We start from the raw sequence: 26,371 nt of genomic DNA, 5'->3' as shown, positions 1-26,371 counted from the left end.
AGCTCTTTGCCTACAGCGAACGTGACGCCTGTCCGGCAGACAGCCGCTCCGGCCCGGGGTACCGTGAAGTGAACAGTCACACCGACGATCGGCGGGATCATGACCTCCAACCCACTCAATCCGTCCAACGGCGACGATACGCCGAAGGATCCGTTGACCGAGATGCTGCAGAACCTGATGGGCGGCAAGGGCATGGAAAACTTCGATCCTGCCGAACTCGCGAAGGCAGCTGGCCTGCCGAACGACCCCAATCTCCTGGCCCAGATGTTCTCCCAGGTCCAGGCCATGATGAGTGCCCCGTCCGAGGGGCCCGTCAACTGGCAGCTCGCGCACGAGAACGCCCGCCGGGTTGCCGCCAGCAGCGCGGACCCGTCCGTCACGTCGCTGCAGACCCGCGAAGTCGACGAGGCCCTCCGACTGGCGGAACTGTGGCTCGATCCCGTGACCGACCTGCCTGCAACCGGCCTGATCGGCCGTGCGTGGTCCCGTGCTGAGTGGGTGGAAGCCACCCTTGGGACGTGGAAGCGGCTGACCGAGCCCGTAGCCAACAGCATCGCCAACGCACTCTCGAGCGCCATGACCGAACAGATGCCCGAAGAGATGAAGTCCATGATGGGCGGGGCATCATCCATGCTGCAGAACATGGGCGGCGCGATCTTTGGGATGCAGCTCGGGCAGGCCATCGGCGCACTGTCCGCCGAGGTTGTCAGCTCCACCGACATCGGCGTTCCCCTGGCCGACCTGGAAATGGCGCTCCTGCCGGCCAATGTGACCAAGTTCGGGGAGGGCCTGAGCCTCCCGGAGAACGACATCCGGCTGTTCCTGGCCGTCCGCGAAGCAGCCCACGCGCGGCTGTTTGTCCAGGTTCCCTGGCTGCGCGGCCACCTGCTCGGCGCCATCGAGGCCTACGCCCGCGGCATCCACATCGACACGTCCAGGATTGAAGAACTGGCCCGCGACCTGGACCCCAGCAACCCTGAAGGCATCCAGGAAGCACTCTCCCAGGGTGTCTTTATGCCGCAGCGGACCCCCGCACAGGAGCAGGCGCTTGAAAAACTGGAGACCGCCCTGGCCCTCGTTGAAGGCTGGGTGGATGAGCTCACCGCTGCGGCCACGGAGAAGCTGCTGCCCTCCGCCGGCGCGCTCCGGGAAACAGTCCGGCGGCGCCGTGCCACCGGCGGTCCGGCGGAGCACGCGTTCTCTTCCCTCGTGGGACTGGAACTCCGTCCCCGCCGCCTGCGCGAGGCGGCCACGTTGTGGGCCGCGCTTAAGGACGAGCGCGGTATTGCCGGACGCGATGCCATCTGGCAGCACCCCGACCTCCTGCCTACCGCCGAGGACCTAGATGACCCGCAGGGCTTCAGCGGCCGCCGCCAGCTGGCCGAGGCCAGCGACAGCGAAGTGGACGATGCCCTGCAGAAGCTGCTGAGCGGCGGCTTCGACGACGCGCCGCAGGATGATTCCGACGCCGGTGACGGTGACGGTGACCAGCCCACTGGCGACGGTGACCAGCCCGCCGGCGACGGTGACCAGCCCAAGGCTTAGCCAGACCCCACGCTACGACGCGGCCACACCGGCTTACGCCGCCGCTGGTGGTGTTCGAATGCGCCGTATCATCCTGATGATGTCGGTGTCCTTGCGCGATGGAGACGTTTAAGCGACCCTCCTTAGTCGGCGTCACCTGACGCTGAATCGTTGCTGCCCGCGGTCAGACCCCGGGAAGTGGCGAAGGAGACGCCTTCCAGGAATGCCTTGGCCCTCATCGTGTCGGGGTAGGCCTCCAACAGCTTCCAGAAGGCGGCGTTGTGCCCGGCCACCAGCAGGTGGGCGAGCTCATGCAAGAGGACATAGTCGATGACCCACTGCGGCATGGGCCTGAGCTTGTCGGAGAGCCGGATGGATCCTTCCGACGGCGTTGCGGAGCCCCAGCGCGAGTTCTGGTTGCTGACCCAGCGGACCGACGTCGGGACTGCCCTGCCGCCGAAGTACCTGGCCGAAAGGGCTGCGGCGTGGGCGGCCAGCGCAGTATCTGTGGCTGGCTGCTTGCTTCCTTTGCGTGAGCGCCGTTCCCCCTGGCGGTGCAGCTTCTCCAGCATGCGGTGCACCCATTCGGACTCCTGCGCGGCGGTGAACCGGGCAGGAATGGCCACCACCGCCGTCCCGTTCTCCCAGAAGGCAGCCACGGTCCTGGTCCGGCGGGCCGACCGCCGAACCTCAACGGGCGCTCCGTCCGCCGTGGTAAGGGGGAAGGTGTCCTGTCCCGCCGGCCGGCGGGTCACAGGGTGGTGCTTTCGACGAGCACCCGCAGCACGTGTTCGCCGTATTTTTCCAGCTTGGACGGACCCACGCCGGCTAGTGCCGCAAGCTCCTCCAGCGTGGACGGTTTGGCCTCAGCGATGGCCGTCAGCGTGGCATCCGTGAAGACCACAAACGCCGGCACCTCGGCAGCCAAGGCGATTTCCTTCCGCCACTGCCGAAGGGCATCGAATGTCTGTTCTTCGTAGCTGGGGGGACAGTCGTTGCAGCGGCCCACTTTGCGTTCGGCGCCGCTGGACAGCATGCTCCCGCAGACCCTGCAAGTGGCGGGGGCAGCTGATTTCCGGCGCGGCACCGGCCCTTTTCCGCGGGCGCTGGAGCTGGCCACCGAATTGGGCCGGAGCCCGTCGAGGAAGCGTGAAGGTTTGCGGTTGGCCCGGCCGCCCGGCGTGCGTGCCGTGGACCAGGAAAGCGATAGGTGCTCACGGGCACGCGTGATACCTACGTAGAGCAGGCGGCGCTCCTCATCCACGGCTTCGGGTGTGTCAGCGAAGGAAATAGGCATCAGGCCTTCGCAGAGGCCCACCAGGAACACGGCATCCCATTCGAGGCCCTTCGCGGCGTGCAGCGACGCGAGCGTCACGCCCTGGACAGTGGGAGCATGCTGCGCGAGGGACCGCTCCTGGAGTTCATTAACGAAGTCCCCGAGATTGAAGTGCTCGCCGCGGACGTGGACAAGCTCGTCCGCGAGCGCCACCAGCGCCGCCAGGGACTCCCAGCGTTCGCGCAGCGCGCCGCCGTTATGGGGTGGAGCCTCCGTGTATCCCAGCGAGGCCACGATATCGCGGACCAGCTGGCCGAGCGGTTCCGGTGTCGCAGTTTCGGCGACGGCCCTGGTGGCCGCGCGCAGCTGAAGGATGGCGTCACGCACTTCCTTGCGTGCGAAGAAACGCTCACCGCCACGGAGCTGGTAACTGATCCCGGCCGCAGCGAGCGCCTGTTCGTACGCTTGGGACTGCCCGTTGGTGCGGAAGAGGACAGCCACTTGGCTGGCGGGAGTGCCGGCGTCGAGCAGTTCCTGGATCTTAATGGCCACTGTGGCGGCTTCGGCTTCATCGTCGCTGCATTCGGTGAACTGGGGCACCGGCCCCGCCGCCCGCTGGGCCACCAGCTGCAGCGGAGCCGCCCAGGCAGCATCGGCCACCGGTCCGCCGCCGCGACGGGCGGCAAGGAGATCGTTGGCCAGCTTGACCACCTGCGGCGTGGAACGGTAATCCCGGATCAGTTTCACCACATTGGCCTCGGGGTACTGGGCCTTGAATCCCAGCAGGTGTTTGGGCGAAGCGCCGGTAAACGAGTAGATGGTCTGGCTCGCATCGCCCACTACGCACAGCTCGTCCCGGCCACCAAGCCACAGTTCCAGGAGTCGCTGTTGCAGCGGCGAAACGTCCTGGTACTCATCGACCACAAAATGCCGGTACTGCTCGCGGACAGTGGCCGCGACCTTCTGGTCCTCCTGCAGGATCCCTACGGTGATCAGGAGTACGTCCTCGAAGTCGATGACGTTGCGGTCCGTCTTGACGTCCTCATAGGACTGGAAGACCCGGGCGACGGCGGTAAGGTCGAACCCGCCAGGGGTTCCCCTGCCCTGCGCGTTCTCGAGGTAGTTGGCCGGGGTCAGCATGGACACCTTGGCCCATTCGATTTCGGAGGCGAGGTCCCGGATGGACGCGCGGTCAGTGCTGAGCCGCAGGCGGCGGGACGCTTCGGCGATCATCTGGGCCTTGTGGTCCAACAGGTTGGGCAGGGTGCCGCCGACCGCCTGTGGCCAGAAAAACTGCAACTGCCGTAAGGCGGCGGCGTGGAACGTGCGTGCCTGCACATTGCCTACGCCGAGGTCCCGCAGCCTGCTGCGCATTTCCGCTGCGGCCCGGGCCGTGAACGTCACGGCGAGGAGCCGCTGGGGGCTATACACCCCGGAGTGCACGCCATAGGCAATCCGGTGCGTAATGGCCCGGGTCTTGCCGGTGCCGGCACCGGCGAGGACGCACAGCGGCCCATTCAGCGTGCTGGCGACCTCGCGCTGTTCAGCGTCAAGCCCCCCAAGGATTCGTTCCTCAAGGGACTCGGTACTGTCAAAATTCTCTGTGGTCACTTCTGCTGCTCTGTTGTCGCGACTGCCACATGCTGGCGTCTGGCCAATGGTGATGCCTGATCCGGGGGGTCAGGTATCCGTACGGTCCATGATCCGGCCGCCATACCAGTGCTCAATCAGCGAGCGGGCGATGGACAGCCGGCTGGAGATGGTGATTTCACCTGTGAGCACGGCGCCCTGGAGTTCCTCCCGGCTGAACCAGCGCGCACGGGTTACCTCCACGCCGTCGGGCTTTGCCACGGCGTCTTCGGTGATGGCGGTAAATCCAAGCATAAGGGAGGCCGGGAACGGCCAGGACTGCGAGCCCAAGTACTGGCAGCCGGTGACCCTGACACCCACCTCTTCGTGGATTTCCCTGATGACGGCCTGTTCCAGGGATTCGCCAGGTTCGACGAATCCTGCCAGCGTGGAGTAGTTCTTGGCGTCAACCGGGCCGCCGCCACCGAGCAGCAGCCGTCCGTCCGGCCCTACCACCGTGACGATGATGGCCGGATCCGTCCGGGGGTAGTGTTCCGAGCTGTCCTCGGGGCAGCGGCGGACCCAGCCGCCGGCCGCCACTTCAGTACGTGCTCCGCAACGGGGGCAGTGTGTATGGCCGGCATGCCAGTTGGCGATGGCGCTGGCCTCGACGAACAACGCCGTGTCAGTGGGGTTCAGGACGGCAGCGATGTCGCGGAAGCCGGCCCACTGCGCATCGTTCGGGATTCCCGCAGTGCCGGGCTCGGCAGGTTCGGGAAGGATAACAAGGACCACTTCGGTGCCGGCGGCAAGATCCGAGCCGTCCAACGCGGCGCCAAGATAGATGACCTGCTCCGGGGCTGAGCCGCGGTCCCGCAGGTGAGCGAGCAATTGTGCGGCGGCGGGCAGCAGCAGCTGGTTGCCTTGCACCAGGGCCTGCCGCCCGGCTAGGACCACTGCCCGCGTATGCTCGCTGTCCAGCAGTTCCTCAACCATGCCTGGCCGGACACGATCAGCGGAGCCGCGGTCAACGGCAGCCGGGAGGACCGGCAGCACGGTATCAAACAGGTGGTTGGCCGGCAGTTGGACTGCCTGCGGCTGGTAGGCCGGTATAGCGGACTCCGCATGACTCATGTGTCCACCGTACTGACTCGGACGGACAATTTACATTCGGCGGGGACATTCGGCCAGCACATGTGGCATGGGCCTCCAGGCGGTGTGCCGAAGCCGACTTTTGCAGCATATCTGGAGACTCGCCGCCGCACATCGTTGTCTTGGCCGCCACTCAATCTACCGTGGAACGGTGAGAAGAAAACCGATCGAACTGGCAGCCGTGGCAACCGCGGCAGTCCCCGGGCTGACCCCTACCGCCGTTAGCTCCGCTGCGGACGATCCCGCGGATTTCGACTCCGCGCTGCTGCTGGATTCGGAGGGCAAGCGGTGGCGGGTCAGGTCGCCGCGGCATGCGGAAGCAAGCGCGAGGCTCGAGACGGAGTTCCTTGTCCTCCGCGCATTCGCACCTGCCATCCGGGCCGAGTTGCCCTTCCTGATGCCCACGGTTGCCGGCAGCGTCCGGTTGGGCAGCCTCAGCACCTTTGTCTACTCCCATCTGGCCGGCAGCACGCAAAGTGTTGAGGAACTCACCGCGGGTCCCGCCGCGCTTGCCCGGGAAATCGGGACAGCCCTGGCAGCCATCCATGATCTTCCGCACTCCCTGGTCAGCAACGCGGACCTGCCCAGCTATACCCCCAACGAATTCCGCCAGCGCCGGCTCAACGAGCTTGACCAGGCAGCAACTACCGGAAAAATCCCGGCTTCGTTGCTGCTCCGCTGGGAACATGCACTCGAAGACGTCTCGCTATGGCGGTTCAACCCGTGCGTTGTCCACGGCGACCTCCACGAGGACAACCTGCTCGTCGAAAGCGGCCGTGTCACGGCCGTTACGGGTTGGACGGACCTTCGGATCGGGGATCCCGCCGACGACTTTGCCTGGCTGGTTGCCTCGAATGAACAGGATTTTGTGGACGCCGTACTGGCAAGTTACACCGGCAGCCGCCGCGACGTACCGGACCAGCACCTGATCCGGCGGGCCGCTTTGTCAGCCGAGTTCGCGTTGGCGCAATACCTCGTCAAGGGCATTGCGGCCGGCGACGACGGGCTGGTTGCCGAAGCCGAAGGCATGCTGGAAACGCTCGCGGCCGACGTCGAAGAGCACGGCGGCCAGGCCATCAGTGTCGAACCGCTGCCCGCACCGGCTGCCCCGGCCGACGACGCCGCCCAGTCCCCTGCTGCCCACCCCCCGGCAGCGGGCAGGTCCCAGCCGGTGGGTCTGGCCGCTGCTCCGGCGGTGACCGTCGCGCCGGTGCCCGTCCTATCGGTGGAGCCCGTTCCGGCCGTGCCCGCAGTACAAGTCAGCCCTATCCCCGCCGAGCCCATCCCGTCCGACGTGGCACCGGCGGACGTAGACTCTGCGGACGAAGAGCCTGACGACAAGCCGGGAGTACGGCCGTCCGCCGAGGACACGTCCACCGCCGCCATCAGCATCGTCGAAGTCAGGAAGCACTGACACCCGGAATCGCTTCCTGAATTCAGGGAGCATTGGTGTCAGGGAACGCTGACTTCCAGGGCGGCGGACACGATCTGTTCGAGCTCCTCAGCAGTGCCCAGATCGTGCGGCCGAACCACTTGGTTGTCCGCAACGTAGAAGAAGGCGGCCCTGACGTCCTCCACTGCCACGCCCTTGAGCCGGGCCCAAGCAAGCCGGTACGCGGCGAGCTGCACCGATTTGGCCTTCAGCTGGGCGGCTGAGGGCCGGCGGCCGGTTTTCCAGTCCACCAGGTCCCACCTGCCGTCCGCGTCCTGGAAGACAGCATCTATGCGTCCACGGACAACCACGTCGCCCACGCGCGTTTCCACCGGCACTTCGACAAATGCCGGTGACCTGTCCGCCCATTCGGAGGCTTTGAAGGTGGCCACCATGCTGTCTAGATCATAGGCGGCGTCAATGTGATCGTCGGAGCCGGGGGCCTCGCCAAGATCCAGCATGCCGGCTGCGCCGAAGTACTCTTCAACCCAGGCGTGGAATGCCGTCCCCTTCCGCGCCGACATGCCGGGCTCACGCGGAACAGGCCTTCGCAGCCGGCCCACTACCCCCGCCGGGTCCTCGCCAAGATCCACCAGCGTGGACGCAGAGATGTGACCGGGCAAGTGAACGTCCTGCCCGGATGCGCGCCTGGAACGCCGTTCCAGCAGCAAGGCCGCTTCCCTCGCCCAGCCAGCCGCATTGCCCCGGAGCTTTGGCCTGGACTCATTGCCGGATGCATGTTCAAGGACCGGCACCTGGTTCCCGGAAACCAAGAGCTCCAAGGCGTCGCGGACACAAGCCGCGGCGTGCTCCATGGCCAGCCTCCTGCCGGGAACAACCCGCAGTCGCTCCCCGGTCCGCGCATCCACCGGGCCTTCGAGGGGGTCATAGGGCCATCTGGCCACCTCAGTTTCGGTAGTCAACGGGCTCTTCTCCGGCAAGGAGGCCTCGTCCACTGACGCCGGGTGGACCAAGGCCCAGTTCGTTTCCATGTCCCTTCCCGGAGCGCTGTCAGGGACGGAGCCGACAAGCTGTTCCAGTTCAGCGAGGAACGGTGACATTTCAGCACGCCCTGCCCGGGAGCCCACCCATGCTGCGCTGGTGACCCAAAGGACGTGCTTTGCCCTGGTGTACGCCACATAGGCGAGGCGGCGCTCCTCGCCCTCGCCGTGGGCCTGGACCGCTGATTTGAAGTCCTTCTCGGCGTCCAGCCAGCCCTTCTGGTCCGGCTGGTCGGTATCCCACTGGGGCAGATCCGAACGGTCGCCCCGCAGCGGCCACGGCAGGGCCGCCGCGCCGCTGCTCCAACGGGAGTCCTTGCTGCTGGGGAAGGCACCGGCGTTGAGGCCCGGAACAAAAACGACGTCCCATTCCAGGCCTTTTGACGCATGAACGGTCAGCAGCTGCACGGCCTCGCGGTTGATATCCGACGGCGGAGCTTCGAGGCCGTTTTCCTCGGCCGCGGCGGCTTCAAGCCAGGCCAGGAACGCAAGGATGTCCACCCGGTCCGAGGTCCGCAGGAAACCGGCCGCCGCGTCCTGGAAGGCATCCAGGTTTCGGCGGGCCTGGTGGATGCTGGTTCCCGGGCGCGCTGCCACTTCGATGTCGAGCAACATGGCGCGTTCCACCTCGCCGAGCAGGGTGGTGAGCTCGTCCCCGAGGTAGCCACGCAGCTGCCTGAGTTCCGCTGAGAGCCTGCCGAGGCGGTCGCGGGCCGGCTCGGTCAACGTCCGGCCGTGGGACGAGGTCCAGTCTGCGCGTGGCAGCCAGTCCAGTGCTTCGACCAGGCTGGCGCCGTCAGTCAGGTCACTTTCGATGACGGCCTCCTCGGACGCGTCTACGGGCCCGACCTCCGGTGTAGCAGCGCCGGAGGACGGGCGGCCGCGGCGGCGTGCGAGCTGGCTGGACCAGTCGCGGAAGGCCATCAGGTCTGCCGGCCCGATCCGCCAGCGCGCGCCGGCCAGGAGGCGCATTAGGGAGTCCGAGCGTCCAGGATCGGCCAGCACCCGGAGCGTAGCCACCAGGTCAACGATTTCGGGGGTGTCGAGCAGCCCGCCTAGCCCCACAATTTCGTAGGCAATCCCCCGCGCCTCGAACTCCCGCCGGATGGTCTCCATCTGGGCACGTCGCCGGCACAGGACGGCTAGTGCCGGTGGCACCGGGGTGCCGTCAGCCTCACGTTCAAAGTCCGTGATCCGGTACTTCAAGACGTCCTCGGCAAGGACTGCGGCTTCGTCGAGGTCTGTGCCGAAGCGGCCCAGTACCACCCGCCCCTCCACCGCGAAGGGGCTGGGCTGCAGGGGCGGCACATTCGCCGCCGCGGGTGCCGTGCCCGCCGGAATGGTGCCTTTCGCAGCGCTGCCGGCAGGGGCCTTCTGGGCCTCGGCGCGCCCCAAGGCCTCTGACATGATGTTGGCAGCAGACAGGATGGCCCGGCCGTTGCGCCACGCCGTGGTGAGGTATGACGTAGGGGCGGGCTCGAAGCGTCCCGGCCCGTAGTCAGTGTCCACGCGGACCGGGAATTCACGGACAAAGTGGAAGAGCTGACCTGCCGAAGCACCCCGGAAGCCGTAAATCGACTGGTTGGGGTCTCCCACAGCGGTGACCGCATGGCCCTCCCCGAATAGCCGCGAAAACAAGACCAGCTGGGCATACGACGTGTCCTGGAACTCGTCGAGGAGCACCACCTTGTAGCGCTGGCGTTCCATATCCGCCGCAAGGGGGATCTCACGGGCAACACGGGCCGCAAGTGCCACCAGGTCGCCGAAGTCCAAGGCTCCCCGTGACTTCTTGGCGGTGGCGTATCGGCCCACCATGTCAGCCACGCTGGCCCTCGTACGCAGCATCGCGGCGAGTTCACCGGCTGCCTGGGGGGCGTTTTTTGTCGCTCCGGCCACATAGGGACGTTCTTCGAACTCGGTGAGCCGCGCCAGCAGCCAGGCCTCGACGTCGGCCGGTTCCTGCAGGTGCTCCGCGCACTCCCCCGCGAGTTGGATGACTGCCTTGACGAGCGTGGACTTGGCGGCCTTGAAGTGGCTGTAATCGCCGTCGAACGCTTCCACCACTTCGCTGGCGAGCTGCCAGGCCTGGGCCCCGCCAAGCAGCACAACGTCGCGTTCCACGCCCAGCCGCAGCCCGTAGTCAGAAACGATGCCGCTGGCAAATGAGTGGTACGTGGACACTTTTGGCTCAAGTGCGTCGGTGCTTAGCAGCCCCTCGGGGAACACTTCATGCCGCGTGTCCTGGGCAGCGACCCGCTGCAGCGCGGCCAACTTGGCCCGGATCCGGGTGGCAAGCTCACCCGCCGCCTTCCGGGTAAAGGTCACGCCCAGGACTTCCTCAGGCCTGACCCAGCCGTTGGCGACGAGCCAGACCACGCGGTCGGCCATAGTGGCGGTCTTGCCGGAGCCCGCTCCCGCGATCACCAGCCGGGGAGCCAGGGGTGAGGAAATAATGGCGGACTGTTCGGGCGTCGGCGTATTCTTTTCGCCCAGTAGCCTGGACAGCTGCTCCGGGGTAAACAGCGGCGTTGGAACCTGGGGCTGGCTCATTCAGTGACCTGCTTTCCGCGGACGCAGAGCGGACAGACCTCGGGGAGCCGGCAACCGTGCCCTCCGTGGCTGCTCTTTGCGGGGTCGTGCCTGGCCTCGAAGCTGTTGCCGGACATAACGGCGGCCGCATCCGTGACCATGTCCAGAGCCCAGTTATCCTGGGCCTCCAGGGGATCCTGTTGCTGGATGCCGGGGCTCTTGGTGCTTGTTCCGAGCTGCGCCAGCACCGCGCCGCCCGGCACAGGTGAGCCCGGCACAGGTGCGCCCGGTATTGGTAAGTCCGGCACTACCGTGTCGGGTTCTGCTGAGCCGGGCAGCCCGTGTACATCCGCGAAACCGCCTGCAAGGACCGCCGCCTGGTAGGCCCCCAACTGGGGATGGCGAGACAACTCTGTCTTGCCGGGCTGCCTTTTACCGGTTTTGAGGTCCACAATGACCAGCCTTCCTTCGGCGTCGACCTCCAGCCGGTCAACCTGGCCGCGGAGCACGGCGGCGCGGGGAAGGACGGTCCCGCCGTCCAAATCTCCGACGGACCGGGCATCGTGCTGCCCGGCATCCGCCGGCGGAACGTCGGGCAGCCGGACCTCAAAGTCCTGCTCGACGCCCAGCAGGCTCCGCCCCTCGCTCCGCATCACCAGGACGTACTGTGCGAGCTTGCGCACCATAGTTTCGGCACGCTGGAAGTCGAGTTTGCCTTCCCAGTTGTCCTTCATGCCCAGGGTTGGCCACCGGCGGATGAGTTCGGCGACGTACTCGCCCCCGGAGGCGTCCGGCAGGTCCTGCGCGATGGCATGCACCAGCGTGCCCAGACTCCGGGCGAAGTCGGTGGCGGCTTCTCCACCAGCCGCCTGCACAAACCAGTCGAGCGGTGATTTCTGGACGGATTCCACCTTCGACGGCGAGACGTAAACCGTCCCTCCGGGCGGGACAACCGGCTCCGACGTCGTCAAAGGCGACAGGCCCCACCAGCTGTCCGGATGCGCTCCGGGGACCGCCGGTTCCACGGCAGCAAGTCCGGCCAGGACTCTGGCGGCCTCGGCGGCTTCGGGCTCATATTTTCCATCCAGCTGCGCGTATTGGCGCAGTTCTGCCACCAGGGCGCGAAGGGTCATGGGCCGTTCCACCGGGGTAAACCCCCTGCCCTCGGCGCCAGCGGCAAGCGGCGCTACATAGTCAAGGAAAGACGACGGCTGGTCATCCTCGGACGAAACCGCAGTGCAAATCAGGATCTCACATGCTCTGGAAACGGCCGTGGAGAAGCTTCGGAGTTCGTCGTAGCGGATTTCCCGCAGCCGGCTCAGCGGGTCCAGCTGCAATGCATAGCTGACCCCGTGCTCCACAGCGTCAGCGTACAGGCTGCTGCCCAGCAGCTCACCGCGGAGCCGGGTATTAGGCCAGACGCCTTCCTGCAGCCCCGCCACAATGACCACGGGCCACTGCCGCCCGGCAGCACTGGCCGGGGTCATCAGCTCGACGGCGTCGTCCACCTGCGCCCGCGCGGCCAGGGTATCCATCGGCAGCTCCTGGTTCAGGAGGTACTCAAGGAACTGCTCCGGCCCGGCGCCCGGCATCTGGTCCACGTAGCGCTCGGCGGTGTGGAAAAGCGCCATCATGGCATCGAGGTCCCGGTCGGCGCGGGCTCCATGGGAACCGCCGGTGAGGGCGGATTCGGTCCACGCGTTGGCCAGTCCGGTGGAGTGCCACAGGGCCCAGAGAACAGTCTCGGCATTGGCTCCGGGCTCGGCGGCGGCGCTCCGCCCTGCCTGGATCATGCGGGCGGTCCGGCGCGCGGAACGGCCTTCCAGGCCCAGCGTCCCCAGGGCACCGGGTTCCGATAATGCTTCAACCAGCAGGGCGTCGCTGGTGCGTCCGCCGCCGCCCAGCAGTTCTTCCCGCCTGAGCGACTGACGTAGCCGGCGCAGTTCAATGGACGTGGCGCCCCCGATCCGCGACGTCAGCAGGGCGACGGCGGCTTCCGGGGTCAGCAGTTCCGGATCCAGCGCAATGGCGTAGGCGTCCAGCAGCGGGCGGACGGCCACCTCATCGCGGACCGCGGACTCAGCTACCGGAACGCGCACCGGGATCCCCTGGCCCGTGAGGTATCGCTGCAGCTCACTGAGCTGGCCGCCGTTACGCACGATCACGGCGATCTCGGCCAGGTCGCGGCCATGGTTGACGTGCTGGTCCAGGATGCGCTGGGCAACGTACCGCAGTTCGTGGACCGGCGACGGAACGAGGTGTGCCTCCACCGTTCCGGCGGATTGTGGTTGGGGTTCGACGACGGCGGCGGGGCCGTGCGCGGTTCCGGCCAGGGGTTCGGGCTGCTCAAGCCGCCTGGCCAGCTGGCCGCCCGCACGCTGTGAGATCCGGCCCGCAATGCCGAGCCAGGCTTCTGCGATGGCGGGGGTGTGCCGATGGGTGTGCCAGAGCGGCCGCTCGATGATGCCGGTTTCCGCCGAAAGCAGGTGCGGCAGTTCCGCAACCAGGTCGGGCCTGGCCCCGCGGAATCCCTGCACAACGGTATCCGGGGAGAAGGCGACATAGCAGTCCTTGCCGGCGGCGATGTCGGCGAGCAGTTCGAAAACGGCGGGGTTTGCCTCCTGCACATCGTCCACCAGCACCAGCTGGAGCCGGTCCCGTTCCGCGGCCAGGAACTCAGGCTCGTCCTGGAAGATCTGCCGTGCCGTGGTGATGATGCCGGCAGGATCGAAGGCCTCCGGCATGCGCAGGTCCAGGACGTCCCGGTACTCGGCGTACAGTGCCGACGCGGCGATCCAGTCCGGCCGGCCGCACTGGCGGCCCAGCTCCTCGAGGTCACCGGCGGTCCGGCCGGATTCGATGATCCGGTCGAAGAGTTGGCGTACCTCGTGGCGGAAGCCCCGCGTCTCCAGTGCCGCTTCCAGGTCCGCTGGCCATGGAAGTTCCAGCCCGGGCATCCGGTGGCCCTCCAATAGTTCGCGGATGATAAGGTCCTGTTCCGGGCCGGACAGAAGGCGCGGCGCGCGCGGAAGCGGAAGGATTCCCTCTGCCTTTGCCCGGCGGATCAGGTCAAAGGCATAGGATGCCCAGGTCCGGGCCGGAGTGGTGCTCAGGCTCCGGTCCAAGCGTGCGGTGAACCGGTCGCGGAGTGAGTCGGCGGCGAGGCGTCCGGGCGCCAGGATAAGGATCCGCTCCGGGTCCACGTCGCCCTGCAGGGCGCGACGTACGGCGGCTTCGATCAGGACCGTTGATTTTCCGGTTCCCGGTGCGCCGGGAACCAGGACCGGTCCGGAGCCGTGGGGAACGTCGACGGCGTCGCGCTGGTCTGCAGACAACGCCGGAACATCGGCGTGCAGCTGCCGCGGCGGAAGAAGACGCAGGCCCGTTCCGCTGGCACGTCCGGCCGCGGACGCGGGCCTGGCTGACGTGCGTGTGGACTTGGCGGGGTCAACTACGGGGATTGATACGGTCACACAGACATTTCATCATCTGCCACCGACAATCTATGCAGCCGCCGCTCCAGCTGCTCCGCAATGGCGTCGATCCGGTCGAAGCCACCCTCGCCCGGGGCCCAGCGTGCTGCCATCAGGTCCACCCGCCATTTGCCTTCGCCGGTACGCAGGAAGGCATCGTAGTTGCCGAGCAGCGGCGTCCCCTCCTGCAGGTAGTGGCGCAGTGCTTCGGCCTCATGGCCTTCCGGACCCTGACCGCTTGCTTTGAGGATCCTCCACCACGCGACCTGGCTGCCGTAGTGGCTCATGGCGTGGCCCACCTGCCGGGGACCGCCGGATCCCAGCAGCTCGGCCACATCACCGTAGGCCAGTGCGGTGCCGGCTGGAACCAGCTCGACCAGCGCGAGCACCGCCTCAATGTACTCAGTCCGCATACATCAAGGTTACCGGCAGTGGCGTTGGCGGGTCCTGTCGGTCCTGGCCGGTAGCGTGGAAGCATGACCTCCTGGAACACCCTCCCCCGCGCAGCCTTCGATCTCGAAACCACCGGACGGAATTCGCGTGCCGCGCGCATCGTCACGGCGTCGGTCACCGTGGTGGACCACAAGGGGGACGTCATCACCGAACACGAATGGCTGGCCGATCCCGGCGTCGAAATCCCCACCGAGGCCAGCGATATCCACGGCGTCACCACGGAGCAGGCCCGGAGTGAGGGACGGCCGGCCCATGAAGTCACCGGGGAGCTGGCTACGGTCCTGCAGGACCTGTTTGACGCCGGCATTCCGGTCATTGCCTTCAACGCCAGCTACGATTTCACCGTCCTGGCCGCTGAGTCCGCCCGGTACGGCGTCCGGCAGTTGAGCCGGTTCCCCGTCCTGGACCCATTCATCATGAACAAGCAGGTGGACCGGTACCGCAAGGGTAAGCGCACTTTGACGGCCCTGTGCGAGGAGTACGGCATCACGCTGGACAACGCCCATACGTCGGCCGCGGATGCTTTGGCCACGCTCCGGATGTTGGACGCCATGGCCATCAAGTTTCCGAAGCTCAAGATGCCGGCCAGCCAGCTTCACGAACTGCAAAAGGACTGGGCCGTCAGCCAAGCGGCGGACTTCCAGAACTACTTGCGCAAGACCAAGCCCGCCGCCGTGATCGAAGGGGAATGGCCCGTCCTTCCACCCGAAGATGCCAGCAGTGAATTCTAGCTGAGAGCTAACTCACAATTAGGCCGGAACCGCGGACTGCCACCGCAGGAACACTCGGATTCGGCCGCAAAGGCAGCATTCATTCATCAGATGTTCAGGAAGAGTTTCGGTCATCCATTAGTTCGGAAAAAAGCAGCAATGGTCGAGTCTTTATTCGTCCGAAAGCCCTGAAAGCCGGAAATGAGATGATTAAGTTCAGCGGTAATCCCGCCCCGGCCGGCCGGCAGTTGGGAGCAAGGCGCCAGACGCCACACGCGCAGCCTCAGGCCCGGTTGAATTTATGACTCTGATGAAAGTGACTTTCTCATGAAGACCAAAGCCATGAAGTGGCTGACCAGCGTTCCCGTCGCGGTTGCCCTTGCTGTCTCGCTGGCCGCCTGCGGCTCGGGGACTGCCCAGCCGAGCGGCACGCCCACCGATGCCCTCGCCGGCAGCGACCAGCAGACGCTGGACAAGTACACCACCGCCGACGTCACGCCGTTGGACAAGATCGACAAGACCAAGCTGGGCCTCAACACTGAAGGCAAGCTTGAAGTTGGCACACTCTCCGACGCGCCGCCGAACATCTTCATCGACCCGGCCGGCAAGTTCACCGGTTACGACAACGAGCTGCTGCGCGCCGTTGCCGGCAAGCTCGGCCTCGAGGTTGAATTCGTTGCCACCGACTTCTCGGCGCTGCTCGCCCAGGTGCAGACCAAACAGTTCGATGTGGGATCGTCCTCGATTTCCACCACTGACGCCCGCCGCGCCAACGTGGGCTTCACCAACGGCTACGACTTCGGCTTTATGGCTGTCGTTGCCAAGACAGACAGCGACGTCAAGGGTTTCGCAAACCTGGATGCCGATGTCCGCATCGGCGTCGTCCAGGGCACGGTCCAGGACGACTACGTCACCAACACCCTGAAGCTTGAGCCGGTCCGATTCCCGGACTACGCCACCGTGTACGCCAACGTGCGCAACGGCCAGATCGATGCCTGGGTAGCACCCTCGCAGCAGGCCACCGGCCAGGTGAAGGAAGGCGACGGAACTGTCATCGCCGAATCCGTGGTCAACACCCAGAACTTCACCGCCTACGCCGTGAACAAGGACAACAAGGCCCTGATCGACGCTTTGAACTCCGGCCTTGACGCCGTGATTGCTGACGGTACCTGGTCCAAGCTGACCAAGGAATGGTACCCGGACCGCGAGACCCCTGCCGACTGGAAGCCGGGCAGCAAGGCTGCTCCGGCTCCCCAGAGCTGATCTGGGCCTAAGCGCTTATGGATCTCTTGGACCAGCTGGGTGAAACGTTCCTTAACTGGGAGGAAATGGCGAAAGTCATGCCCTCCCTTCTCACGGTGGGCTTGCCCAACACCCTGATCCTGGCTCTGGCATCGGGCGTCCTGGGCTCCTTGCTGGGGCTGTTGCTCGCACTCATGGGCATTTCCCGGAATCCGGCGGCCCGCTGGGCCGCGAGGATCTACACCGACCTGTTCCGGGGCCTGCCCGCCATCCTAGTCATTCTGGTGATCGGCATCGGACTGAGCCCCATCGCCCGGGAACTCACCGGTAGCCGGAACCCGTATCCGCTCGGGATCCTGGCGCTGACACTGATCGCCGGCGCCTACATCGGTGAGATCTTCCGCTCCGGTATCCAGAGCGTGGAGAAAGGCCAGCTGGAGGCCTCGCGTGCCCTGGGGTTCAGCTACGGCAAGTCGATGCGCCTGGTGGTGGTGCCACAAGGCATCCGCCGTGTGCTGCCGGCCCTGGTGAACCAGTTCATTTCGCTGCTGAAGGATTCAAGCCTGGTGTTCGTGCTGGGCCTGGCTGCCTCCGACCGCGAGATCTTCCGGATCGGTAACGATGCGATGGCCAACACGGGGAACCTTTCGCCGCTGGTGGCCGCCGGCGTTCTGTATCTGATCCTGACTGTGCCGCTGACCCACTTCGTGAACTTCATCGACAACCGGCTTCGTACCGGCCGGCCGGAGAAGAAGGAACCGGACGAGCTGGCGGCACCTATCGGCAAGGGGGCACAGGCATGACGGAATTTACTTCCGGCACCCTGACCGGCAAGAACCTGCACCTTTCGTTCGGGCATAACCATGTGCTCCGCGGCATCGACCTCCACGTTGAGAAGGGCACCACGGCCTCGGTCATTGGCCCGTCCGGCTCCGGAAAGTCAACGCTCCTGCGGGTCATGAACCGGCTGATCGAACCGGACCAGGGCGACATCCTGCTCGATGGCCGGTCGGTCCTTAAGGACAACCCGGACGAGCTGCGCCAGCGGATCGGCATGGTGTTCCAGCAGTTCAACCTGTTCCCACACAAGACCGTGTTGGACAACGTCTCGCTCGCGCTCCGCAAGCTCCGGAAGCTCTCCAACGAGCAGGCGCGCGCCGAAGCCCTGGAGCAGCTGGACCTGGTGGGCCTCAAGCACAAAGCTGATGCCCGTCCGGCAAACCTCTCGGGCGGCCAGCAGCAACGCGTAGCGATCGCCCGCGCGCTGGCCATGAAGCCTGAGGTGATGTTCTTTGACGAGGCCACCTCGGCCCTTGACCCGGAGCTGGTGAAGGGAGTCCTGGCGCTGATGACCGACCTCGCCAAGGGCGGCATGACCATGGTGGTGGTGACCCACGAAATGGGCTTCTCCCGCAACGTCTCGGACACCGTCACGTTCATGGATGCCGGCGTGGTGGTCGAATCGGGTCCGCCCGAGCAGATCTTCACCTCGCCCGCGACGGACCGCCTGAAGGGCTTCCTTTCGGACGTGCTCTAGACGCACCAACAGCAAATCCCCGCCTCCCGAACATTCCCCCCACACCTGGTGTGGGATTTGTCCGGGAGACGGGGATTTTCTTGCTGAAGCCGTTGTTGATGCCCGACGCCGCGACTAACCTTGTGCGGCTGCGGCGGCCTTTGCGGCGGCCGGGAGAGCGTCAAAGATCCGGTTCATCGCGGCGTCGTCGTGGGCGGCCGAGAGGAACCAGGCTTCGAAGACCGACGGCGGCAGGTAAACGCCGGAATCAAGCATGGAGTGGAAGAACGGCGCGTACCGGAAGGATTCCTGGGCCTGGGCGTCGGCATAGTTGTGAACGCCGTTCGCGGACGTGCCGAACGCCACGGAGAAGAGGTTTCCGGCGAACTGGACGGAGTGGTCCACGCCGGCACTGTCCAGGGCCGCGGACAGCGCCGAGGAGAGCTCCAGCGAGCGGGCATCCACAAACGAGTAGACGTCGCGGGTGGCGTGCGTCAGTGTGGCTACGCCGGCTGCCATGGCCACAGGGTTCCCGGAGAGCGTGCCCGCCTGGTACACCGGGCCGAGCGGCGCGAGGTAGTCCATCACGTCGGCACGCCCGCCGAGGGCCGCCGTCGGCATTCCACCGCCGATGACCTTCCCGAAGGTGAGCAGGTCAGGGGTCCACGGGTCCGCTGCGTCAGCAGCGCCGCCGGTGAGCCCCCAGTAGCCTGAGTAGCCGGTGCGGAAGCCGGTGAGCACTTCGTCCAGAATCAGCAGGGCGCCGTACTCGCGGGTGATGCGGGACAGCCCCAGGTTGAAGCCCTCCCCCGGTGTCACCACGCCCATGTTGGCGGGTGCGGCTTCGGTAATGACGGCCGCGATGTTGGGCCCGTGCGCAGCAAAAGCGGCTTCGACGGCGGCGAGGTCGTTGTAGGGCAGGACCAGCGTTTCGGCGGCCGTGGCTTCGGTGACGCCGGCCGAGCCCGGCAGTGCCAGGGTGGCGACACCCGATCCTGCGGCGGCGAGCAGTCCGTCCAGGTGTCCGTGGTAGCAGCCGGCGAACTTGATGATGAGGTTACGGCCGGTGAAGCCTCGGGCCAGCCGGACTGCCGTCATGGTGGCCTCGGTCCCGGTGGAGACCATGCGGACGCGTTCGGCGGCGGGGACGCGCTCCTGCACGATGGCTGCCAGGTTGGCTTCGTCCGGAGTGGACGCGCCGAAAGAGAGGCCGCGGTCAACCGCCGCGTGGACAGCCTCCAGAACGGCCGGGTGGGCGTGCCCCAGCAGTGCCGGGCCCCAGGAGCAGACCAAGTCCACGTATTCTTTGCCGTCGGCATCTGTCAGGTATGGGCCCTTGGCCGACACCATGAACCGCGGGGTTCCGCCCACCGAACCGAAGGCACGGACGGGCGAGTTGACGCCACCGGGCATCAGGGTCTGGGCACGGGCGAAAAGGTCTTCGGAACGAGTCATGCCCCCTATTCTTCCATCCCGTGCGGTGGTATCCGGCGCCACGCTACTGGCGGGACGCCGGATACAGTGGCCGCCTGGCTCAGCGGTCCGCGAGCATGTCCGCGAGCTTATCCGCAACGAGAGGCGCCACCTTGGAACCGAACAGCTCGATGGAACGCATCATCTGCTCGTGGGGCAGCGTACCGCTGCTGTACTTCATCTCGAAGCGGTCCGCCCCGAGGGTGCGCTTGAGCCGGGCTACCTTCGCCGCCACCGTTTCCGGCGAACCAATAAACAGGGCACCGTCCTCGGCCGCCGCAGCTTCGTACTCGCCGCGCCCGGCCGGTCCCCAGCCGCGCTCCGCCCCGATCTTGTTCCGGGTGGCGAGCCAATGCGGGTAGTACTCCTCAAGGGCCTGCTCGTCAGACTCTGCCACATAGCCGGGCGAGTGAACGGACAGGGCCTGCGGTTCCTTGCCGGCTTCGGCCAGCGTGCGGCGGTACAGATCGGCGTAGGGACGGAAGCGCTCGGGCTCGCCGCCGATGATCGCCAGGACCATCGGGTAGCCGTAGGTTGCCGTGCGGACCACGGACTGGGGTGAGCCGCCCACGCCGATCCAGGTGGGAAGCAGTCGGCCTTCCACATGCGGGTACACCATCTGGCCCCGAAGCGACGCCCGGGTGCGGCCGTCCCAGTTCACCGGGTTCTGGGACCGAACGCGGTCATAGATGTCCAGCTTCTCCTCGAAGAGGGCGTCGTAGTCGCCCAGGTCGTAGCCAAAGAGCGGGAAGGACTCCGTGAATGAACCCCTGCCCAGGATCACTTCGGCGCGGCCGTTGGAAACGGCGTCGAGTGTGGCGAAGCGCTGGAAAACGCGGATGGGATCGTCCGAGCTCAGGACTGTAACCGCACTGCCGAGCCGGATGTTTTCCGTGGCCGTGGCGATGGCTGCCAGCACCACGTCCGGCGCGCTGACGGCGAAGTCCCTGCGGTGGTGCTCCCCTACGCCGAAGGAGTGAAGTCCGACGGCGTCGGCCACCTTGGCCTGTTCCACCACCTGGCGCAGCACCTCGGCGTGGTGCTTGGGTGCGCCATCGGCAGCCAGATCAACGTCGCCGAATGTGCTGACGCCCAGCAGGATGGTGTCCGCGGGGACGGGGGCAGTGGGGTTGCCAGGGGTTGACGGAGTGGTCACGGAAGGCTCGCTATTTTCATGCATACGCATACAAACCACGGAACATCCGGAAACATTCCCTGCCGCGTCAGGATTCCTTCAGCCAGCCTGCTACTTCGGCGGCCCAGTAGGTCAGCACAGTGTTGGCGCCGGCCCGTTTGATGCCGAGGATGGACTCCGTGATGGCCCCCCGACGGTCGATCCAGCCGTGGGCCGCGGCGGCCTCGATCATCGAGTACTCACCCGAGATCTGGTAGGCCGAGACGGGCACAGGGCTCATGGCGGCGACGTCGGCCAGGATGTCCAGGTAGCTCATGGCCGGCTTCACCATGACCATGTCTGCGCCTTCCTCAAGGTCCAGTTCCACCTCCAGGATGGCTTCGCGGCGGTTGGCGGCGTCCATCTGGTAGGTGCGTCGGTCTCCCTTGAGCTGCGAATCCACGGCTTCACGGAAGGGGCCGTAGAAGGCGGAGGCGTATTTGGCCGCGTAGGCCAGGATGACGGTGTTCTTATGGCCGGATTCCTCGAGGGCCTGGCGAATGACGGCGATCTGGCCGTCCATCATGCCGGAGGGCCCCAGGACATGGGCGCCCGCATCGGCCTGGGCCACGGCCATCTGGGCGTAGATTTCCAGCGTGGCGTCGTTGTCCACGTAACCAGCGGCATCCAGGACGCCGCAGTGGCCGTGGTCGGTGAATTCGTCCAGGCAGACATCGCCCATGATGACCAGGTCATCGCCCACCTCGGCGCGGACGTCGCGGATGGCCTTGTTGAGCACGCCGTCCGGGTCCAGGGACGCGGTGCCACGGGCATCTCGCACGGCGGGAACGCCAAACAGCATAATGCCGCCCACGCCAAGCTCGACGGCTTCCGCGGCGGCACGCTTGAGCGAATCGGTGGTGTGCTGCACAACACCGGGCATGGAGGAAATGGGCAACGGCTCGCTGAGGCCTTCACGGATGAACGCAGGCAGGATCAGGTCCGCCGGCGCAAGCCGGTATTCGGCGGTGAGCCGGCGAAGAGCGGGCGTGGTGCGGAGGCGGCGCGGGCGGTGGTTCGGAAAGCTCATCGGGTGTTCCCTTCGTTGGCAAATACGGTACCCAGGGCGGCCACTATGCCGTCCGGGGTGGGGACTTCGGCCGTGGCAGCCACCGGGATGCCCAGGGCAGCAGCTTCCGCCGCCGTCGGGCGTCCGATGGCGACGAAACGGCAGCGGCCCAGCGGCAACAAGGTCGCGGCGATGCGCCGCGCGGCGCTCGGCGAGGCGGCCACGACGGCGTCCAGCATGCCGGCGTCGAGCTCCCTGCGGGTCTGCGACTGACTGAGCTCACGGGGAGCGCCGGGGTGGGAGACCCCGACGGCGGACGGCAGCTCCGCCTGCAGGCGGAGTTGGGGCCGGGCCGGGTAATCCACGGTGTGGTAGGCCACGACTGCGGTGACGTCGGCCCCCTTGGCTGTCAGGCCGTCGCGCAGTGCCGGCGCGGCGATGTCAGCCTGTGGCAACAGCACGCGGGCCGGGGCGGCGGTCCAGAGGTCCACGAGCCCTTCGGCGGACTGGCTGTCCACCGGGGCGAGTGCCACGGGGATTCCTGCGGCTTCGAGGATCCGCCGGGAGGATGGCCCGATCGTGGCCACACGCGTTCCCGCCGGCACCAGTACAGCCGCCGTGGTGCCCCGCTCGGCCGCCTTTTCCACGAGCACACGCACGGTGGTGATGCTACTGACCACCAGCCAGTCGAAGCCACCGGCCGCCAGGGCAGCCAAGGCCGCATCCAAGGCCGGCTGGTCGGCGGCCCGTTCAAAGTCGATGAGCGGCAGGACCAGCGGTTCGGCCCCCAGGCTGCCGAGCAGCGCGGCCAGCGGGCCGGCACGGTCGGCGCTCCTGGTGATCAGGACTCGCCGGCCACCCAGAGCGGCGGCCAGATGCGTGCCTGCCGGTGCATCAGGATGCGGCAAGGTCCGCGATCTCCGCGGCGCCGGCGGCCAGCAGGAGCTCGGCCACCTCGATGCCCAGCAGTGTGGCCCCAACTTCGGTGAGACCGTCCGTAGCCTTCTTTTCGCGCACCGTCCTGGTGCCGTCCACGGCGCAGACGGCGGCTTCGAGGTACAGGATGCTGCCTTTGCGGTAGGCGAAGGCACCCACCGGGGCGGCGCAGCCGGCCTCGAGGCGGGCCAGCACGGCACGCTCCGCGGTCACGGCAAGGCGCGTGTCCTCATCGTTGAGCGCTGCCAGGGCCTGCGCCAAAACACCGTGCGACCCTTCGGTGGAACCTGCCTTGCGGGGGGCGTCGGCGCTCCGGCATTCGATGGCCAGCGAACCCTGTCCCGGGGCCGGCAGCATCACGTCCATCTCGAAGAATTCACTGACGGCATCCAGGCGGCCGATGCGTTCCAGGCCGGCTGCGGCCAGCACGACGGCGTCGAGGTCCCCTGGTGCGTCTGCCGCGTTTCCGGGCAGACCGGGTACTCGGCCCAGACGGGTATCAACGTTGCCGCGGATGTCCTGCACGTCCAGGTCAGGCCGGGCGGCCCGCAGCTGGGCGGCTCGGCGCGGCGAGCCGGTGCCCACCGTGGCGCCCTGCGGCAGGTCAGCCAGCTTGAGGCCGTCGCGTGCGCACAGAACATCCCGCACATCGGCGCGCTTGGGTGTTGCGGCGATAGTGAGGCCCAACGCCGCGCCCGTCGGGAGGTCCTTGAGCGAGTGCACGGCGACATCGCAGGTGTCCTGCAACAGGGCATCGCGCAAGGCGGCGACAAACACCCCGGTGCCGCCCATCTGGGACAGTGATCCTGTCTTGACGTCGCCCTCGGTGGTGACGTGCACCAGCTCCACGGGGAAGCCTCCGACGGCAGCCAGCTGGTCCGCCGTCTGCTGCGTCTGGGTCAGGGCGAGCTTGCTGGCCCTGGTTCCGATCCGTACTGTCACGGGGTTCCTTCTCCCCCGGCAGCGCCCGCTGATGCGGCCGGGTATGCGTCATGTCCGGTGCCGACGGTGGTGTCGGCTCCGGCGATGGTGGGCTTCTCGCCGCGGAAATTGGCGCAGCATCCCGGCCGGCAGACGTCGTACCAGGGGCCCAGCCCGGTCACGGCGGGCCGGTCGCCGATGTTGTTGGCGCGCGTCCGTTCGGAGATGAGGTCAACCAGGCCGTTCACAAATTTCCGGTGCGTGCCGGGCGTGGGTACACGCGTAGCGGCCAGGCCAAGGTTGCGGCAGGTTTCCAGGGCTTCGGTGTCCAGGTCCCAGACAACTTCCATGTGGTCGCTGACGAAGCCCAGCGGGACGATGACGATGCCTTTGATGCCCTGATCCGCCAGGTCGGCGATGGCATCATTGATGTCCGGCTCCAGCCACGGCACGTGGGGCGCACCCGAGCGGGATTGGTAGACGAGGGACCAGGGCGCGGTCAGGCCCGACTCGGCCTCCACACGGCTGATGACAGCTGTGCCGGTGGCCAGGTGCTGGGCCACGTACGCGGAACCTTCCTCGAACTCGCGCGGCTCGTCCCCGGACCGTCCGGCGGCCTCGGCATCCCGGGTGGGGATGGAGTGCGTGGCAAAAAGGATATGCACGGGGGCGTCTGGTGTTCCGGCGGCCGCAAGCTGCGCCCGCACATCCGCCAGCCCGGCGGCGGTTCCTTCAATGAAGGGCTCCACAAATCCCGGGTGGTCGAAGTACTGCCGGACCTTGTCCACCTCAAGCCGGCCGTCCAGCCCGGACTCCGTCAGGGCGATGCCGATGTCCTCGCGGTACTGGCGGCAGCTGGAGTAACAGGAGTAGGCACTCGTGGTGACCATCAGCAGTTTGCGGTGGCCGGCGTCGTACGCGTTCTGCAGGGTCTGCGGAATGTAGGGGTCCCAGTTGCGGTTGCCCCACAGCACCGGAAGCTCAATGCCGCGGGCCGAGAGCTCCGCCTCTAGGGCAGCCTTGAGCTCGCGGTTTTGCTGGTTAATGGGGCTGATGCCGCCGTTGGCCCGGTAGTGGTGGGACACCTCTTCGAGCCGTTCGTCCGGGATGCCGCGGCCGCGGGTGACATTGCGCAGGAACGGGATAACGTCGTCCTGGCCCTCGGGCCCGCCGAAGGAGGCCAGCAGGACGCCGTCATAGTTTTTGGGCGCCATCCGGCCGGCTTCGGTAACGGGGTTGATTCCGGTGAATACGGCGCCCGCCGCGGGCTCAGGCTTGGTCATGCGAGGACCTCAGCGACCTCTACAGCGGTGATGCGGCGGCCGGTGTAGAACGGGATTTCCTCCCGTACGTGGTTGCGTGCTTCGGTAGCGCGGAGGTGGCGCATGAGGTCCACGAGGTCCACCAGCTCGGGGGCTTCCAGGCCCAGGATCCACTCCCAGTCGCCCAGGGCGAAGGAGGATACCGTGTTGGAGATGACCTGCGGGAATTCCCGGCCCAGCAGGCCGTGGTCGCGCAGCATCTTGCCGCGCTCGTCGTCGGGGAGGATGTACCACTCATAGGAACGCACGAACGGGTAGACGCAGAGCCATTCGGCTGGGGCCACACCACGTGAATAAGCCGGGGTGTGGTTCTTGGCGAATTCGGCTTCCCGGTGGACACCCATGGCGGACCAGACAATCTCGGTTCCGGCGAAAAGGGTGCTGCGGCGGATGTCGCGGATGGCCTGCTGCAGCGCTTCGGGCTTCGGGCCGTGCAGCCACACCATGACATCGGCGTCGGCGCGCATAGCGGAAACGTCGTAGCTGCCGCGGTGCGTCACTCCGGCCTCGGCCAGGCGGACCAGCAGGGCATCGAAATCGGCGGCAGCGTCAGCGCTGCGTACCAGTTCTTCAGACCGCTTGAAGACAGTCCAGAGAGTGAAGAACTGCTCGGCTGATTCTTCGGTTTTAGTGACAGATTCGGCAGAAGTGTGGCTCATGGTTACCAGTTTGCCCCTTCCCTACCGCCAAGTCGAAACCGGCGACTTCTACAAGACGTAGAAGTGCTTAAAGTCACAGCTTCGGCCCAGTGCGGGTCTTGAGCCGATCCGCCTCAGTGGTCAGATCTTGCGGATCCGGGCAAAAAGGAGTCCCGCGGCCCCGGCAGACCCCACCAGTCCCACACCAAGCCAGACCTTTGCGGGTTCCGCCGCCGCAGCTGCTGCCGTGGCCGATGCGATATTGTCCCGGCTGGCAGGTGCGTTTCCGTGGCGCCCCGGTCCCGAAACAGGCGTGGCGTTGGCGCTGTGGGAGCCCGCGGGCTGGTCCGCAGTGGGGTCGCCATCCTGGCCGTCCTCTTGCGTCCCGTCGGCGGGCGCACCGGGCTGTCCGATCGGCTGCGTGCCCGCCGGCGAACCGGCGGCATCCGGGGAAGTGCTGATCGGCGACGGAACGCTGGACGGCGATCCTGGGCTCTGCGGCATCGTGCCCTGCGGAGTTGGGCCCTGCGGAGTTGGGCCCTGGGGCACTGGGCCGGCAGACGTCGTTGGAGCGGACGACGTCGGCGCAGTTGACGTCGGCGCAATTGACGTGGGCGCCGTGGACGTAGGTGCGGGAGACGGTGTAGCCGTGGACGTCGGAGTGGGAGAGCCTGAGGGCGCGGGAGTAGGTTGGGGCGAGGCTTTGGCCTGTCCGCCGGAACCGCCTAGGAGGCCATTCAGCAGGCCAGTAACCCCGGCGAGGTCGCCGTCCGCTACGACCTCGGCAGAGGCGGTGGGATCAGCACTGTCATCGGCCGCCTGGGATGCCGACACGCCGGCGGACAGGACCAGTACCACTCCGACGCCGGCCGCTGCAGCGCCACGCCGGATTCCCCCATGGATACTGGTCCGGGAACGGGAAAAATCGGACCTGTAAATAACCATAGTTATCGACCCTAGCCACATCAGGGGGCGGATGAAAAACCGGAAAGTGCACCCCGAAGCGGCCCTTCGAGGCCCA

At 66.7% G+C, this 26,371-nt stretch carries 20 protein-coding genes; 6 read left to right on the top strand and 14 right to left on the bottom strand.

Annotated elements, in window-relative coordinates; all coding sequences use genetic code 11:
* Positions 1-99 precede the first annotated feature (99 nt).
* The gene (locus tag ACZY1F_RS11600; protein ID WP_463941824.1) at positions 100-1,545 is read left to right on the top strand and encodes a zinc-dependent metalloprotease; all 1,446 of its coding nucleotides are present in this window, start codon (positions 100-102) and stop codon (positions 1,543-1,545) included.
* A gap of 122 nt (positions 1,546-1,667) precedes the next feature.
* Here ACZY1F_RS11600 and ACZY1F_RS11595 read toward each other — a convergent pair whose 3' ends face one another.
* From ACZY1F_RS11595 to nudC, 3 genes are all read right to left on the bottom strand, one after another.
* Positions 1,668-2,279, bottom strand: a complete 612-nt coding sequence (locus ACZY1F_RS11595; protein WP_463941823.1) for a M48 metallopeptidase family protein — start codon at positions 2,277-2,279, stop codon at positions 1,668-1,670.
* Complete coding sequence (locus ACZY1F_RS11590) at positions 2,276-4,411, bottom strand: ATP-dependent DNA helicase UvrD2 (protein WP_463941822.1); 2,136 nt, start codon at positions 4,409-4,411, stop codon at positions 2,276-2,278. The genes ACZY1F_RS11595 and ACZY1F_RS11590 overlap by 4 nt, the downstream gene beginning before the upstream one ends.
* Before the next feature lie 69 nt (positions 4,412-4,480).
* Positions 4,481-5,503 carry an NAD(+) diphosphatase gene (gene nudC, locus ACZY1F_RS11585; protein WP_463941821.1) on the bottom strand — a complete coding sequence of 341 codons (1,023 nt, stop codon included), beginning with the start codon at positions 5,501-5,503 and terminating at the stop codon, positions 4,481-4,483.
* 169 nt (positions 5,504-5,672) lie between these two features.
* Here nudC and ACZY1F_RS11580 point away from each other — a divergent pair, with 169 nt between their 5' ends.
* On the top strand, positions 5,673-6,935 hold the full coding sequence (locus ACZY1F_RS11580) for a macrolide 2'-phosphotransferase (protein WP_463941820.1): 1,263 nt from the start codon (positions 5,673-5,675) through the stop codon (positions 6,933-6,935).
* A 38-nt stretch (positions 6,936-6,973) separates the two neighbouring features.
* Here ACZY1F_RS11580 and ACZY1F_RS11575 read toward each other — a convergent pair whose 3' ends face one another.
* Genes ACZY1F_RS11575 through ACZY1F_RS11565 form a run of 3 tightly spaced genes read right to left on the bottom strand, consistent with a single transcriptional unit; the run spans position 6,974 to position 14,369 of the window.
* Positions 6,974-10,504, bottom strand: a complete 3,531-nt coding sequence (locus ACZY1F_RS11575; RefSeq protein WP_463941819.1) for an ATP-dependent helicase — start codon at positions 10,502-10,504, stop codon at positions 6,974-6,976.
* Positions 10,501-13,956: an ATP-dependent helicase gene (locus ACZY1F_RS11570; protein ID WP_463941818.1), complete on the bottom strand. Its 3,456-nt coding sequence runs from the start codon at positions 13,954-13,956 to the stop codon at positions 10,501-10,503. The genes ACZY1F_RS11575 and ACZY1F_RS11570 overlap by 4 nt, the downstream gene beginning before the upstream one ends.
* On the bottom strand, positions 13,953-14,369 hold the full coding sequence (locus tag ACZY1F_RS11565) for an MGMT family protein (RefSeq protein ID WP_463941817.1): 417 nt from the start codon (positions 14,367-14,369) through the stop codon (positions 13,953-13,955). Before ACZY1F_RS11565 ends, ACZY1F_RS11570 begins: the two co-directional genes overlap by 4 nt.
* 63 nt (positions 14,370-14,432) lie before the next feature.
* Here ACZY1F_RS11565 and ACZY1F_RS11560 point away from each other — a divergent pair, with 63 nt between their 5' ends.
* The 4 genes from ACZY1F_RS11560 to ACZY1F_RS11545 all read left to right on the top strand — a co-directional run bounded on the left by ACZY1F_RS11560 (position 14,433) and on the right by ACZY1F_RS11545 (position 17,898).
* Positions 14,433-15,140, top strand: coding sequence for a 3'-5' exonuclease (locus ACZY1F_RS11560; protein WP_463941816.1), 708 nt, complete (start codon positions 14,433-14,435; stop codon positions 15,138-15,140).
* 306 nt (positions 15,141-15,446) lie between these two features.
* Complete coding sequence (locus ACZY1F_RS11555) at positions 15,447-16,382, top strand: ABC transporter substrate-binding protein (RefSeq protein WP_463941815.1); 936 nt, start codon at positions 15,447-15,449, stop codon at positions 16,380-16,382.
* 17 nt (positions 16,383-16,399) lie between these two features.
* The gene (locus tag ACZY1F_RS11550) at positions 16,400-17,164 is read left to right on the top strand and encodes an amino acid ABC transporter permease (RefSeq protein WP_463941814.1); all 765 of its coding nucleotides are present in this window, start codon (positions 16,400-16,402) and stop codon (positions 17,162-17,164) included.
* Entirely contained in the window at positions 17,161-17,898 is a 738-nt protein-coding gene (locus tag ACZY1F_RS11545; RefSeq protein ID WP_463941813.1) for an amino acid ABC transporter ATP-binding protein, read from the top strand. Before ACZY1F_RS11550 ends, ACZY1F_RS11545 begins: the two co-directional genes overlap by 4 nt.
* 114 nt (positions 17,899-18,012) lie before the next feature.
* Here ACZY1F_RS11545 and hemL read toward each other — a convergent pair whose 3' ends face one another.
* The 8 genes from hemL to ACZY1F_RS11505 all read right to left on the bottom strand — a co-directional run bounded on the left by hemL (position 18,013) and on the right by ACZY1F_RS11505 (position 26,295).
* Positions 18,013-19,332: a glutamate-1-semialdehyde 2,1-aminomutase gene (gene hemL, locus ACZY1F_RS11540; RefSeq protein ID WP_463941812.1), complete on the bottom strand. Its 1,320-nt coding sequence runs from the start codon at positions 19,330-19,332 to the stop codon at positions 18,013-18,015.
* 79 nt (positions 19,333-19,411) lie between these two features.
* Positions 19,412-20,530: an LLM class flavin-dependent oxidoreductase gene (locus tag ACZY1F_RS11535; protein ID WP_463941811.1), complete on the bottom strand. Its 1,119-nt coding sequence runs from the start codon at positions 20,528-20,530 to the stop codon at positions 19,412-19,414.
* 43 nt (positions 20,531-20,573) lie between these two features.
* Positions 20,574-21,554, bottom strand: coding sequence for a porphobilinogen synthase (gene hemB / locus ACZY1F_RS11530; RefSeq protein ID WP_463941810.1), 981 nt, complete (start codon positions 21,552-21,554; stop codon positions 20,574-20,576).
* Positions 21,551-22,441: a uroporphyrinogen-III synthase gene (locus ACZY1F_RS11525; RefSeq protein WP_463941809.1), complete on the bottom strand. Its 891-nt coding sequence runs from the start codon at positions 22,439-22,441 to the stop codon at positions 21,551-21,553. The genes hemB and ACZY1F_RS11525 overlap by 4 nt, the downstream gene beginning before the upstream one ends.
* Entirely contained in the window at positions 22,428-23,411 is a 984-nt protein-coding gene (hemC, locus tag ACZY1F_RS11520; protein WP_463941808.1) for a hydroxymethylbilane synthase, read from the bottom strand. Before hemC ends, ACZY1F_RS11525 begins: the two co-directional genes overlap by 14 nt.
* Positions 23,408-24,673: a ferrochelatase gene (locus tag ACZY1F_RS11515; protein WP_463941807.1), complete on the bottom strand. Its 1,266-nt coding sequence runs from the start codon at positions 24,671-24,673 to the stop codon at positions 23,408-23,410. Before ACZY1F_RS11515 ends, hemC begins: the two co-directional genes overlap by 4 nt.
* The gene (gene hemQ / locus ACZY1F_RS11510) at positions 24,670-25,371 is read right to left on the bottom strand and encodes a hydrogen peroxide-dependent heme synthase (RefSeq protein ID WP_463941806.1); all 702 of its coding nucleotides are present in this window, start codon (positions 25,369-25,371) and stop codon (positions 24,670-24,672) included. Before hemQ ends, ACZY1F_RS11515 begins: the two co-directional genes overlap by 4 nt.
* Before the next feature lie 120 nt (positions 25,372-25,491).
* Positions 25,492-26,295, bottom strand: a complete 804-nt coding sequence (locus ACZY1F_RS11505; protein ID WP_463941805.1) for a hypothetical protein — start codon at positions 26,293-26,295, stop codon at positions 25,492-25,494.
* Positions 26,296-26,371: the final 76 nt, after the last annotated feature.

Source organism: Pseudarthrobacter xylosi (assembly GCF_055412765.1).
This window is presented reverse-complemented; position numbering and strand designations above follow the sequence as displayed.

Coding starts and splice junctions, on each gene's coding strand:
- ACZY1F_RS11600 (WP_463941824.1), top strand. CDS start 100: ATGACCTCCAACCCACTCAATCCGTCCAACGGCGACGATACGCCGAAG.
- nudC (WP_463941821.1), bottom strand. CDS start 5,503: ATGAGTCATGCGGAGTCCGCTATACCGGCCTACCAGCCGCAGGCAGTC.
- ACZY1F_RS11575 (WP_463941819.1), bottom strand. CDS start 10,504: ATGAGCCAGCCCCAGGTTCCAACGCCGCTGTTTACCCCGGAGCAGCTG.
- ACZY1F_RS11565 (WP_463941817.1), bottom strand. CDS start 14,369: ATGCGGACTGAGTACATTGAGGCGGTGCTCGCGCTGGTCGAGCTGGTT.
- ACZY1F_RS11560 (WP_463941816.1), top strand. CDS start 14,433: ATGACCTCCTGGAACACCCTCCCCCGCGCAGCCTTCGATCTCGAAACC.
- ACZY1F_RS11555 (WP_463941815.1), top strand. CDS start 15,447: ATGAAGACCAAAGCCATGAAGTGGCTGACCAGCGTTCCCGTCGCGGTT.
- ACZY1F_RS11550 (WP_463941814.1), top strand. CDS start 16,400: ATGGATCTCTTGGACCAGCTGGGTGAAACGTTCCTTAACTGGGAGGAA.
- ACZY1F_RS11545 (WP_463941813.1), top strand. CDS start 17,161: ATGACGGAATTTACTTCCGGCACCCTGACCGGCAAGAACCTGCACCTT.
- hemL (WP_463941812.1), bottom strand. CDS start 19,332: ATGACTCGTTCCGAAGACCTTTTCGCCCGTGCCCAGACCCTGATGCCC.
- ACZY1F_RS11535 (WP_463941811.1), bottom strand. CDS start 20,530: ATGCATGAAAATAGCGAGCCTTCCGTGACCACTCCGTCAACCCCTGGC.
- hemB (WP_463941810.1), bottom strand. CDS start 21,554: ATGAGCTTTCCGAACCACCGCCCGCGCCGCCTCCGCACCACGCCCGCT.
- ACZY1F_RS11515 (WP_463941807.1), bottom strand. CDS start 24,673: ATGACCAAGCCTGAGCCCGCGGCGGGCGCCGTATTCACCGGAATCAAC.
- hemQ (WP_463941806.1), bottom strand. CDS start 25,371: ATGAGCCACACTTCTGCCGAATCTGTCACTAAAACCGAAGAATCAGCC.
- ACZY1F_RS11505 (WP_463941805.1), bottom strand. CDS start 26,295: ATGGTTATTTACAGGTCCGATTTTTCCCGTTCCCGGACCAGTATCCAT.